Origin of the sequence: Rhodococcus sp. BE178, from assembly GCF_050433545.1 — a bacterium.
Taxonomy (GTDB): Bacteria; Actinomycetota; Actinomycetes; order Mycobacteriales; family Mycobacteriaceae; genus Prescottella.
In genome coordinates, this window is record NZ_JBNPXA010000012.1 from 189,757 (window position 1) to 201,891 (window position 12,135).

The 12,135-nt window shown below is 69.4% G+C and carries 12 protein-coding genes; 8 read left to right on the forward strand and 4 right to left on the reverse strand.

Translation table 11 applies throughout. The features are described 5' to 3' along the window. Positions 1 to 8 precede the first annotated feature (8 nt). Genes dnaJ through J2X34_RS20495 form a run of 3 tightly spaced genes read left to right on the forward strand, consistent with a single transcriptional unit; the run spans position 9 to position 2,722 of the window. Entirely contained in the window at positions 9 to 1,160 is a 1,152-nt protein-coding gene (dnaJ, locus tag J2X34_RS20485) for a molecular chaperone DnaJ (RefSeq protein WP_114719089.1), read from the forward strand. Positions 1,161 to 1,178: 18 nt separating this feature from the next. After that, positions 1,179 to 1,940: a 16S rRNA (uracil(1498)-N(3))-methyltransferase gene (locus J2X34_RS20490; protein ID WP_429519451.1), complete on the forward strand. Its 762-nt coding sequence runs from the start codon at positions 1,179 to 1,181 to the stop codon at positions 1,938 to 1,940. Positions 1,941 to 1,942: 2 nt separating this feature from the next. Continuing rightward, a complete protein-coding gene (locus tag J2X34_RS20495) occupies positions 1,943 to 2,722 on the forward strand; it encodes an alpha/beta hydrolase family protein (protein WP_174911318.1) in 780 nt (259 codons plus the stop codon). Positions 2,723 to 2,756: 34 nt separating this feature from the next. Here the strand turns inward: J2X34_RS20495 and J2X34_RS20500 are convergent, their stop codons facing one another. The 4 genes from J2X34_RS20500 to J2X34_RS20515 all read right to left on the reverse strand — a co-directional run bounded on the left by J2X34_RS20500 (position 2,757) and on the right by J2X34_RS20515 (position 7,064). Beyond that, complete coding sequence (locus J2X34_RS20500) at positions 2,757 to 4,367, reverse strand: hypothetical protein (protein ID WP_429519452.1); 1,611 nt, start codon at positions 4,365 to 4,367, stop codon at positions 2,757 to 2,759. Next, the gene (locus tag J2X34_RS20505) at positions 4,364 to 4,624 is read right to left on the reverse strand and encodes a hypothetical protein (protein WP_114719093.1); all 261 of its coding nucleotides are present in this window, start codon (positions 4,622 to 4,624) and stop codon (positions 4,364 to 4,366) included. Before J2X34_RS20505 ends, J2X34_RS20500 begins: the two co-directional genes overlap by 4 nt. Then, positions 4,621 to 5,271 (reverse strand): DMP19 family protein, encoded by a 651-nt coding sequence (locus J2X34_RS20510; protein WP_429519454.1) that lies wholly within the window; start codon positions 5,269 to 5,271, stop codon positions 4,621 to 4,623. Before J2X34_RS20510 ends, J2X34_RS20505 begins: the two co-directional genes overlap by 4 nt. Before the next feature lie 173 nt (positions 5,272 to 5,444). Continuing rightward, positions 5,445 to 7,064: an MFS transporter gene (locus J2X34_RS20515; protein ID WP_429519456.1), complete on the reverse strand. Its 1,620-nt coding sequence runs from the start codon at positions 7,062 to 7,064 to the stop codon at positions 5,445 to 5,447. A 185-nt stretch (positions 7,065 to 7,249) separates the two neighbouring features. Here J2X34_RS20515 and J2X34_RS20520 point away from each other — a divergent pair, with 185 nt between their 5' ends. The 5 genes from J2X34_RS20520 (at position 7,250) to era (ending at position 11,984) form a co-directional block, all read left to right on the forward strand. After that, on the forward strand, positions 7,250 to 7,924 hold the full coding sequence (locus J2X34_RS20520) for a TetR/AcrR family transcriptional regulator (protein ID WP_114719395.1): 675 nt from the start codon (positions 7,250 to 7,252) through the stop codon (positions 7,922 to 7,924). A 96-nt stretch (positions 7,925 to 8,020) separates the two neighbouring features. Further along, entirely contained in the window at positions 8,021 to 9,112 is a 1,092-nt protein-coding gene (locus J2X34_RS20525; RefSeq protein ID WP_114719096.1) for a PhoH family protein, read from the forward strand. 59 nt (positions 9,113 to 9,171) lie between these two features. Beyond that, positions 9,172 to 9,714, forward strand: a complete 543-nt coding sequence (ybeY, locus tag J2X34_RS20530; protein WP_429519459.1) for an rRNA maturation RNase YbeY — start codon at positions 9,172 to 9,174, stop codon at positions 9,712 to 9,714. A 24-nt stretch (positions 9,715 to 9,738) separates the two neighbouring features. Next, positions 9,739 to 11,064 (forward strand): hemolysin family protein, encoded by a 1,326-nt coding sequence (locus J2X34_RS20535; protein ID WP_174911300.1) that lies wholly within the window; start codon positions 9,739 to 9,741, stop codon positions 11,062 to 11,064. Positions 11,065 to 11,066: 2 nt separating this feature from the next. Beyond that, positions 11,067 to 11,984 carry a GTPase Era gene (gene era, locus J2X34_RS20540; RefSeq protein WP_114719099.1) on the forward strand — a complete coding sequence of 306 codons (918 nt, stop codon included), beginning with the start codon at positions 11,067 to 11,069 and terminating at the stop codon, positions 11,982 to 11,984. Positions 11,985 to 12,135: the final 151 nt, after the last annotated feature.

Here is a 12,135-nt window from a genome sequence, read left to right on the forward strand (position 1 = left end):
TACCCAAAGTGGCACGGGATTACTACGGCACGCTCGGCGTCGGGCCGAACGCGACCGACCAGGAGATCAAGCGCGCATACCGGAAGCTCGCCCGCGAGCTGCACCCCGACGTCAACCCGGACGAGTCGGCGCAGGCGCGGTTCCGTGAGGTCTCCACTGCGTACGAGGTGCTCACGGATCCGGAGAAGCGGCGCATCGTCGATCTCGGCGGCGATCCGATGGAGTCCGGCGGTGGCGCGGGTGCCGGTGGCTTCGGTGGAGCCGGTTTCGGTGGTCTCGGTGACGTCTTCGAGGCGTTCTTCGGTGGCGGCGGTGGCGGCGGTCGCGGGCCCAAGGGGCGCGTGCAGCCGGGCGCCGATTCGCTGCTGCGCACCAAGCTGACCCTCGACGAGTGCGCCACCGGTGTCACCAAGCACATCACCGTCGACACCGCGATCCTGTGCGACAGCTGCACCGGCTCGGGCACGCACGGCGATTCGCAGCCGGTCCGCTGCGAGACGTGTGGCGGCGCGGGTGAGGTCCAGTCCGTGCAGCGGTCGTTCCTCGGCCAGGTGATGACGTCGCGTCCGTGTCCGACGTGCCGTGGCGCCGGTGAGACCATCCCGGACCCCTGCCACAAGTGCGGCGGCGACGGCCGCGTCCGCGCCCGCCGCGACATCTCCGTCAAGGTGCCCGCCGGTGTCAGCAACGGCATGCGTATCCGGCTCGCCGCGCAGGGTGAGGTCGGCCCCGGCGGCGGCCACCCCGGCGACCTGTACGTCGAGGTGATCGAGCAGCCGCACGACGTGTTCGTCCGCGACGGCGACGACCTGCACTGCACCATCCGCGTCCCCATGGTCGACGCCGCGCTCGGCACCTCGGTCACGCTCGACACCATCATCGACGGACCCACCGAGATCACCGTCGACCCCGGCACCCAGCCCGGATCGGTGTCGATCCTGCGCGGCCACGGGATGCCGAAGCTGCGCTCGGGTGTCCGCGGCGACGTGCACGCCCACCTCGAGGTGGTGATCCCGTCGCGCCTCGACGGCAAGCAGAGCAAGCTGCTGCAGGAGTTCAAGAACCACCGCGACCGCGACCACGCAGAGGTCGTGTCCACCGGTTCGCAGAACAGCGGGGGCCTGTTCTCCCGCCTGCGTGATGCGTTCAGTGGACGCTGACCGACGCGGGGTCCGCTGATGGCCGCCACCGTCTTCTATCTCGATCCGCTGCCCGACGTCGGGCAGCTTGCCGTGCTCGACGGGCCCGAGGGCCGTCACGCCGCGACGGTGCGGCGCATCAAGCCGGGGGAGCGACTGCTCCTCGCGGACGGTCGCGGTGGGATCGCCGACGCGACGGTCACGGCCGCTGCAAAGGACCGGCTCGACCTCGAGGTGACCGCGCGCCGCGATCAGCGGCCGCCGTCGCCGGCGGTGACGCTGGTGCAGGCGCTGCCCAAGGCGGAACGCTCCGAGTTGGCCGTCGAGCTGGCCACCGAGGCCGGGATCGACGCGGTGGTGCCGTGGCAGTCGTCGCGGTGCGTGGCCCGCTGGGAGGGCGCCAAGACTCAGAAGGGTGTCACGCGCTGGCGGAACGCCGCGGTGGCCGCGGCCAAGCAGGCGCGCCGTGCGTTGGTCCCCGAGGTCGCCGAACTCCATCACACCCCGCAGGTGCTCGAGCGGGTGCGCGACGTGGTCGGACGCGGTGGCGTCGTCGCCGTGCTGCACGAGTCGGCGCAGTTTCCGCTCGCGTCGCTCCCACTGCGGGACGCCCCCGAGGTGATGCTGGTCGTCGGCCCCGAGGGCGGGCTATCCGACGACGAGGTCGCCGCGCTCACCGCGGCCGGCGCGACCGCGGTCCTGCTGGGTCCGACGGTGCTGCGGACGTCGACGGCCGCGGCCGTCGCGTTGGGTGCGATCGGTGTGCTGACGGATCGCTGGACGACGGCACCGCTCCAATAGTCATGAGCAGAACGAAGATCGAGTACGGCCCCGAACCACAGCAGTTCGGGCATCTCTACCTTCCGAACGGCGCGCAGGCGCCGGTGCCGGTGCCGGTGGTGATGCTGATCCACGGTGGCTATTGGAGTGCCGACTTCCACCTGAATCTGGCGACCGCGTTTGCGGTCGAGCTCGCCCGGCGTGGTGTCGCGGCATGGAACGTCGAGTACCGCCGTGTCGGTGCCGGCGGCCGCTGGGCCGAGACGAGCGCGGACATCGCTGCCGCGCTCGCCGCGACCGCGACGCTGTTGCCGGAGCACTCGCCGATTCCGCTGGATCTCGGCAACGTCCGGATCGTCGGCCATTCGGCCGGTGCGCAACTCGCGGTCTGGGTTGCCGGGCAACGAGATTCGCTCGTCCGACCCGAGCGGGTGGTGTCCCAGGCCGGGGCCCTGGACCTGGCCTCGCGGTCCGCGACCCGGCGTGGCGGCGTCGTCCTCGAAGATCTGTTCGGGGTGGACCACGCGAGCGATCCGCAGATCTATCTCGACGCCTCCCCACTGCACCGGGTCCCGACCGGGATCCCGACGGTGTGCCTCCACGGTGCCGAGGACCTGCGTATCCCGGCCTCGGGCAGCCGCGTGTACGTGGAGAGGGCCGTCGCGGCGGGGGATCGGGCGGTGCTGTGGGAGGTGCCTGGGGAGGGTCACAACGATTTCCTCGACCGCGGCTCGCGGTCCTGGGAACTGTCGCTGCGCGCGGCCCTGGATCCGGCTCCTTGGTCCGTCGGTGGCGAGGCATAGCGGTCACTGGCTCCCGTTCGAGGACCCGGCGTGTTCAGTCGTCGAGTGCCTCCTCGATGAGCGGTTCGAGAGTGCGGTTGGCCTCGGGCGGGAGACCGGTGGTCAGGGTGTCGACGGCGTCGATCACCTCGTCGCGTTCCAGGGTGTACAGGAACTGGCGCTTGCGGTTGAGGCCCGAGATGACGTCGAGGAATTCGGTGACCGAGGCTGTCACGGTCTTCGCGTAGCCGGTCTCGTCGGTGCGGGACGCGTCGGCGTCGCGCACCTGCCGCAGCGCCGTGACGAATGCGGTGCGGGCCTTCTTCGCTGTTGCTGCCGGGATGCCGTCGCGTCCGTCCCAGTGCCGCAGCGGGTTCTCGAAGTTCTCGGCCAGCCACTCGGGTTTGCGGGGCCTGCGCACGCTCAGCGAGACGTGCGACGCCTTCTTGTACATCGCGCGCACGCGGGTGGCGACGTCGGTCGGGATGCTGTCGAGGTCGAGGCTCGTGAGCGCCGGCAGCTCGCCCGGCCCCGGGAAGTCGCCGGGCTCGTAGCCGAACAGGTCGCACAGCCACAGCGTCTCCAAGGTCGGCAGCGCCGGCAACTCGGACAGTCCGCGGAGCAGACCGGGCGCACCGAACAGGTGCAGCCAGGAAGTGTTCGGGAAGCACTCGGCGACATCGGAGATGTCCAGGTCGTCGATGGCTCCGATCCGCAGTCCCTGCACGCGGTCGAGTCCGCGCACCGGCGGCACCGTCCCGGTGAGTTGCACCGAGATCCAGCGGCCGTCCTGATCGGTGACGACCTGCAGCATCGCGAGCGCCTCGGGTGTCTCGGCGCTCGGGCCGTCGAGCAGACCGTCGCGCGAGTCGAAGCGATTCACCGCACCCGCGCCGTGCAGGAGCAGAAGGTCCAGGCTCGGCGGGAGTACGAGTCGTTCCAGCCCCGTGATGTCCACCGACAGTCGGTCCAGGCTCGTGCGGGAGAGGTCGAGTTCACGCCGGCCGTGCCCGGTGAGGGTCAACTCGTTGACCAGCGGGGACGATTCCAGGAACGGCACGAGGTCATCGCGCCAGGAGTGGAGTGTGACCTGGTACAGCGCGGGCCAGGCCCGCAGCGACTCCATGCGGAAATCGTCGCCGACCCGGTACCCGGCGTCGTCTCTGAAGCTGCGCGCCGCGGCCAAGCGCGCCTCGTACGGGTCACCGTTGCGCGCGTAGACGAGGCCCGGAGTTGTCGCGATCTCCTCGCTGTCCAGGGCCGCCTTGAACGCCGAGGTCGTTTCGGTCGGCGTGACGTCCCACCGATGCTGGCGCGCGATGTCGTGCTCGAAATCCCATGACCCGGAGGACCGCGAGACGGTCTCGCCGGTCACGGGCAGACTCCCGATCCGCCGATACGACTCGGGCACCGGGAGCGCCACCTCCATCACGACCTCCTCGGGGCGCCAGAACATGAAGTCCTTCACCATCCGTGGCACGCCGGCCAACGCGGTGACGTCCGGCACCGCTGCGCCCGTCCACGCGAGCACCGCGACCGTTGCCAGCCGCTCGGTCTCGTCGGCCGCGACGACCTGACACGCCCCGTACCGGTCGATCCGCTCGATGGGAAACACGAGAACATCCCCCACCGTCGGGACGAATGCACGTGATTCAGATTCGGTCATGGCGCGCCTCCGTGCGGTGCCTCGATCACGCCGTCGCCGGTGTCGGGGTGCAACTCGACACGCACCCAGGCGATGTCGGAGGACGCCTCGAGTACACGTAGTCGCGTGGCGATCTCCGCGAGCGGCGAACGACCGTAGCCCCACTGGTTCGGCGCTAAGGAATCCTCCTGGGTGTTTCCGTCGAAGAACTCGGACAGCGTCAGAAGCGGCAGCCGGTCGCCGTCGGTGCGGCGTTCGATCTCTTCGGTCGTGATCATCGTGTGCCACCGTCGTCGTGTGTGTCGACGCCGTAGTGCTGCACGACGAGCCGCGCGAGCCGGTCTGGGTACTCCCAGAACGCCTCGTCGAGCTCCTGCAGCCGGTCGTGGTCGGCGTCGGTGAGCAGACCCGGAAGATCGGCGAGTGAGACGACCTCGTCGGCGTACGGCTCGATCACCGCGTACATCCCGCGGACGAGCTCTGCGGCCCTGCGTGCACCGATCAGGTCGAGCGCGGCGACAGCGGTGAGATGGTTTCGCTCGCCCCAGTTTCCGAAGAACTGCAAGAACCCGCCGTTGTTGACGTCGGCCTCCAGGCGCCACAGGGCGACCAGCTCGTGGTCGCGCTGCGACACGGTATCCACGTCCCAGCCGGCCTGCTGCAAGCGACCGAGCGCGGCCTCGTAGAGCCGGTCCTGGAGGATCTCCCAGACGCTCACCATGCCCTCGTCGTCGGGTTTCCACAGCTCCGGCCAGTTCACACCGTGCCCGTCGTCGGCGAGCACCCAGCGGGCGCGCTCGGCGGGTGTCGCCTTCTCGACGCGGATGTACCGCACGATCGGGGTCGTCAGCACGTCGCCGTTCGTGAGCGTCAGCACGATGTGTGTGTCAGTGAACCCGACCTCGGCGATTCGGCAGTCAGTCATCGGGCGACCTCTCTCGCACGTCCTCGATCAGGCCGATGTAGGGCAGCCCGTTGTAGGTCCGGGAAACCACCCGACGACGCGTCCTCCGTCATGATGCCGCTCCTCTCGCTTCCCGCGGGCCGCAAACTGGCTGGTGCGACCGCGCAAGCAGCATGATCGGCCGACGCCGTACCTTAGTTGTCCATGCCGACACGGTCGACGGCCCGACCGGGCAAGATGCCCGCGACCACCACCGCGCCGACCGCGAGCGCGAGGCCGCCCACGAGACTGGCCTGCGAGATCGCATCGGCGAATGCCGCGGTGGCGGCCTCCATCAGCGGCTGTGCCTGCGCCTGCGCGAGCATGTTCTGCGACATCTCCTCGGCGACGATCGCGGCTCCGCCCACCGACTCGCCGGAGGCCTCGAGTCCCTGCGCCACCAGATCCGCCTGTGGCCCCGTGAGTTTCGGGATCGGGAGCGCAGCGAGGAATCCGGAGATGCCGTCCTTGTAGGCCGAGGCGAGGACCGAGCCGAGGATGGCGATGCCGAGCGATCCGCCGAGTTCGATCGCGGTGTCGTTGAGTCCGCCGGCCGCACCGAGGTCGCTGTCGGGGAAGCTGCCCATGAGCGCATCGGTGGCGGGTGAGACCGACAGCCCGACACCGATTCCGAGCAGCACCAGCGTCGGGACGAAGTCGGCGTACCCGGACGCGGCGTCGACGCGGACGAGCAGCAACACGCCGATCGCGGCCACCGCCATCCCTCCGGCGACGGCGGCGCGGGTGCCGATCCGAGGGACCAGGCGGGCGCTGGCCGCGGCGCCGACCGAGACCGCCACCGCGAGCGGCAGCAACCGGACGCCGGTCGCGAGCGGGCCGAAGCCCAGCACGAACTGGAACTGCTGGGCGACGAAGAACATCGCGCCGAACGCGGCGAGGAACACCAGCAGCACCGCGAGCGCCGCGCCGCCGACCTTGCGTTCGCCGAGTTTGCGCACGTTGAGGAGGGGCTGTTCGTGCCGCAGTTCCCAGAGCACGAACGCGGCGAGTCCGACAGCAGAGACGACGGCCGCGGCAACCGCTCGCGAGGTCCAGCCGAAGTGGAATCCGTCGATGATCGCGAACACGAGCGCGCCGATCGTCACCACCGACAGCAGCCCGCCGATCCAGTCGATCCGGCCCAGGCCGTGCGCCTTCGACGGCGGGACCAGCACGAGTGCGGCGACGATCGCGAACGCGGCGATCGGCACATTGATGAGGAAGGTCGAGTGCCACGAGCGGCTTTCGAGCAGCCAGCCCGCGAGCAGCGGGCCGAGCGCGATCGCCAGCCCCGACGTCGCGGCCCACGCGGCGATCGCCCGGGCGCGTTCCGCGGCGGGGAACGTCGCAACCAGCAGGGACAGGGTCGCCGGCATGATGATCGCGGCACCCACGCCCATGATCATCCGGGCAGCGATCACCGACGTCGTGCTGTCGGCGAGGCTGCCGAACACGGCGCCGCCGCCGAAGACGAGCAGGCCGGCGAACAGGGCGCCGCGGCGGCTGTACTTGTCGCCGATGACCCCGAACAGCAGCATCAGCGCCGCGTAGGGGACGGTGTACCCGTCGATGACCCACTGCAGGTCCGAACTCGTCAGCTGCAGGTCGCGGGTCATGTCCGGCGCTGCGACGATGAGGGCGGTGTTCGCCATCACCACGATCAGCAGGCTCAGACAGAGCACTCCCAGTGCCGCCCATCGTCGCCGATACGGCTCCGTCATGCGGTCCACCGGTGTGGTGGCCAGCCCCGGCAATCGCGTCAACGTGACCGTCATCGTCGTTCCCTCCCTACCCCCGGGCGTCCTCCGCGCCGAGAACATTGCACACTGATGTGCAAGTTAGTTATCTGCACACGAGTGTGCAAGAAGGGTGTGATGGAGGCCACGTGGTCGCGGATCGAACACGCCTGCCGGTATCCGACGTTCGATCGGCGGGCGGGCGGGTGGGGGAGGATGGCTTCGTGAGTTCCGAGTCCTCGACGTCCCCCTCGCCACCGCCGCAACAGCGGCCGCAGGCGCGGGCGAACCGTGCCCGCATTCTCGAGGCGGCGATCACGGCGTTCGCGGCCGATCCGGACTCCAGCATGGACGAGGTGGCCCGTGCGGCGGGGGTGGTGCGCCGGACCGTGTACTCGCATTTCCCGAACCGGGACGCGCTGATCGAAGGGCTGGTCGCCGAGGCGTCCGCCGCGATCGCGGTGAGCCTCGTCACCGGCCCGCCCCTGCCCGAACGACCCGACCTGGCGCTCGCGGTGCTGGCGCTGCGTACGTGGCCGATCGGCGACCGCTTCCGGGTTCTGCTCTCGTTCGCTCGTCGCGAACTGGGGGAGGACCGAATCCACGACCTGCTCGACCCGCTGCGGGCGACCACGGTCGGCAATGTCGAGCGCGGCCAACGGGACGGGGTGTTCTCGTCGTACCTGCCCGCCGACCTTCTGGTCGCGATGGACGAGGGTATGACGTTGACGCTGCTCGAGCGCGCCAATCAGGGTGTGATCAACGACCGCGGCGAGACCTTCGCGACCGCGAGTCTGGTACTGCTGGGTCTGCCGCCCGAGCGTGCGGCCGACATCGTGGCGGAGGCGGCGCGCTGGTTGCGGGATCCGGGCGAACCGGGCGGTAGGTCCGAGGGGTAACTCGGTGGGCGTGATCACTGTCGGGCGCTAGACTTTGGGCACACACGACAGCCCGTCGTGGACGGATCGGACCTGGAAGTAGGCCATAGCCCTCACGTGAGTGAACAAGTCGAGAACGGCAGGTCGCGTTACAGCGACTCCCCGCAGGATCCCACGCAGCCGGCCGAGCGCACCGTGCGCTCGAGCATGGAACTCCCGCCCGAGGTGGTGCCGCCCCTGCTCGGGTCTTCCGATGAGAACCTGACCGCTCTCGAACAGGTCCTCGACGCCGACATCCATGTCCGCGGTAATGCGGTCACCCTCACCGGCACCCCCGCCGACGTCGCGCTCGCCGAGCGGGTGCTCGAGCAGCTCGCCGCGTTGGTCCGCCGCAATCAGCCCATCACGCCGGACACGGTGCGCCGGACGGTCGGCATGCTCACGCAGGGTCTGTCCGAGTCGCCGGCCGACGTGCTGAGCCTGGACATCTTGTCGCGGCGCGGCAAGACGATCCGGCCGAAGACGCTCAACCAGAAGCGCTACGTCGACGCGATCGACGAGAACACCATCGTGTTCGGTGTCGGCCCGGCCGGTACCGGCAAGACGTACCTCGCGATGGCGAAGGCCGTGCAGGCGCTGCAGAGCAAGCAGGTGACGCGGATCATCCTGACCCGTCCAGCCGTCGAGGCCGGCGAGCGCCTGGGCTTCCTGCCGGGCACGCTGCACGAGAAGATCGACCCGTATCTGCGTCCGTTGCACGACGCGCTGCACGACATGATGGATCCCGAGGCGATCCCGAAGCTCATGCAGGCCGGCGTCATCGAGGTCGCGCCGCTCGCGTACATGCGTGGCCGCACCCTCAACGACGCGTTCATCATCCTCGACGAGGCGCAGAACACCACGGCCGAGCAGATGAAGATGTTCCTCACCCGACTCGGGTTCGGCTCCAAGATCGTCGTCACCGGCGACGTCACGCAGGTCGACCTGCCGGGTGGGGCGCGGTCGGGCCTGCGGGCGGCCACCGAGATCCTCGACGACATCGACGGCATTCACTTCGCGATTCTCGACAGCAGCGACGTGGTCCGGCACCGCCTGGTCTCCGACATCGTCGACGCGTACGACCGCTTCGAGTCGACCCGCGCGGCCGACATGCCGCTGGGGAACCGTGCGCACCGACGAGCGGTCCAGTCGCGCTCGCAGCGGCGGTAGGGTTGTTTCCGCCCCAGCACGGCTACCGCGCGCCCGCGGACGACGAAAGAGCGACGTAAATGAGTATCGAGATCTCCAACGAATCGGGGATGGAAGCCTCCGACGAGGACCTGATCAGCGTCGCGCGCTTCGTGATCGCCCGGATGGACGTCCATCCCGCGGCGGAACTGTCGATGGTGCTCGTGGATTCGGCCACGATGGCCGATCTGCACATGCGCTGGATGGACCTGCCCGGCCCCACCGACGTGATGTCGTTCCCGATGGACGAGCTCGAGCCCGGCGGTCGCCCGGACGCGCCGGAGCCGGGTCCGTCGATGCTCGGTGACATCGTGCTGTGCCCGTCCTTCGCCGCCGACCAGGCGCAGAACGCGGGCCATTCGCTCGATCACGAGCTGGCGCTGCTGACCGTCCACGGTGTCCTTCACCTCCTCGGCTACGACCATGCCGAGCCGGAGGAGGAGAAGGAGATGTTCGGGCTGCAGAATCAGCTGCTGGCCGAATGGTACGAGGATCTGCGCCGCGCCGAACGTGAGGCCGAACTCGCCGCCCGGGACCAGCGGTTGCTGGGCAAGGCCGGGTTCTTCGATGGCCCCGAACAGTGATGTCCGGCGGACGGTGATCGGCCGGTGAGTGACGCCGTCGTCCTGATCGTTCTCGCCGTCGTCCTGGTCCCGCTCGGTGGTCTGTTCGCTGCCGTCGATTCGGCGCTGAACACGCTCTCCCCGGCGCGGGTGGACGAGTTGGCCAAGGACGACCGTCCGGGCGCGGCGCGGCTGGTGCGGATCGTCTCCGACCGTCCCCGCTACGTCAATCTCATGGTCCTGCTGCGGATCCTCTGCGAGATCGCGGCCGCCGTCCTGCTCGCGGGCGCGCTGATCGATCTGCTCGGAGCCGTATGGGGCATGGTGGTCACGATCGTGGTGATGGTGCTCGTCGACTACGTGGCCATCGGTGTCGGCCCCCGCACCCTGGGTCGGCAGCGCGCGTATCCGCTCGCCCTGGCGTCGGCGGTTCCGCTGGTCGCGCTGGGCACGTTGCTCAGCCCGGTCAGCAGGCTGCTGATCGTCGTCGGCAACGCGCTCACCCCCGGTAAGGGGTTCCGGGCGGGCCCGTTCGCGTCGGAGATCGAACTGCGCGAGCTGGTGGATCTGGCACAGGAACGCGGCGTGGTGGCCGACGAGGAACGCCGGATGATCCAGTCGGTGTTCGAACTCGGCGACACCTCCGCCCGCGAGGTGATGGTGCCGCGGACCGAGATGGTGTGGATCGAGGCGGACAAGAGTGCCGGCCAGGCCACGTCGCTTGCGGTGCGCTCCGGGCACTCGCGGATCCCCGTGGTCGGCGAAAACGTCGACGACGTGCTGGGCGTGGTGTACCTCAAGGACCTGGTGCAGCAGACGTACTACTCGTCCGACGGTGGCCGCAGCGTCACGGTGGCGCAGGTGATGCGCCCCGCCGTGTTCGTGCCGGATTCGAAGCCGCTGGACAGCCTCCTCGCCGAGATGCAGCGCGACCGCAACCACATGGCGGTGCTGGTCGACGAGTACGGCGGCATCGCGGGCCTGGTCACCATCGAGGATGTGATCGAGGAGATCGTCGGTGAGATCGCCGACGAGTACGACACCGACGAGACCCCGCCCATCGAGGACCTCGGTGACGGCACCTACCGGGTGTCGGCGCGGTTGCCCGTCGAGGACCTGGGCGAGCTGTTCGACATCGAGATCGAGAACGACGAGGTCGAGACGGTCGGCGGACTGCTCGGCTACGAGCTCGGCCGCGTGCCGCTGCCCGGTTCGCAGGTCGAGACCGCGGGCCTGCGACTGCGCGGCGAGGGCGGAGCCGACGTACGCGGGCGCGTGCGGATCAGCACCGTTCACGTCGAGCGCGTGGCGACCGAAGAACATACCGAGAACGACCATGTGGACGAAGACGGAAACGTGAGCCAGGAGTGACCATGACCGATAACGAATTCCGTTCCGGCTTCGTCTGTTTCGTCGGACGGCCCAACACGGGCAAGTCGACGCTGACGAATGCGCTGGTGGGCAGCAAGATCGCGATCACGTCGTCGCGGCCGCAGACCACCCGACACACGATCCGCGGCATCGTGCACCGCGACTTCGCCCAGTTGATCCTGGTCGACACGCCGGGTCTGCACCGTCCGCGCACGCTGCTGGGGCAGCGCCTCAACGACCTGGTGCGCGACACGTACTCCGAGGTCGACGTCATCTGCCTGTGTATCCCGGCGGACGAGAAGATCGGCCCCGGTGACCGGTGGATCCTGGACCAGGTCCGGCAGATGGCGCCGAAGACCAAGCTGATCGGCATCGTCACCAAGATCGACAAGGTCAGCAAGGACCGCGTCGCCGAGCAGTTGCTGGCGCTGTCGAAGGTGCTCGGACCGGACACCGAGGTGATTCCGGTGTCGGCCCAGTCGGGCGAGCAGGTGGAGCTGCTCGTCGAGGTGCTGGCGAAGGCGATGCCGGAGGGGCCGGCCTTCTACCCGGACGGCGAGCTCACCGACGAGCCCGAGGAAACCCTGATGGCGGAGCTGATCCGCGAGGCGGCACTCGAGGGCCTGGGCGACGAACTGCCGCACTCGCTGGCCGTCGTCATCGAAGAGGTCATCCCGCGTGAGGGCCGCACCGAGAAGCAGGGCGAACTGCTGGACGTGCACGCGCTGCTGTACGTCGAGCGTCCCAGTCAGAAGGGCATCGTCATCGGCAAGGGCGGCGCCCGCCTGCGCGAGGTCGGCACCACCGCCCGCAAGCAGATCGAGAAGCTGCTCGGCACCAAGATCTTCCTGGAACTGCATGTGAAGGTCGCCAAGGACTGGCAGCGCGACCCCAAGCAGTTGGGCCGTCTCGGCTTCTAGCGATCCGCCGCTCCGGTTTTCGTCGTGGCGCGCCCCCCGGGGGGGGGGGGGGGCCCCGGGGTGGGGCGCGGGCCCCCCCCGGCCGGGGGGGCCGGTGGACAACAACCCCGCCCGCCCCGGGGGGGGTGCGCGGTGGAAAGTTTGGGACAAA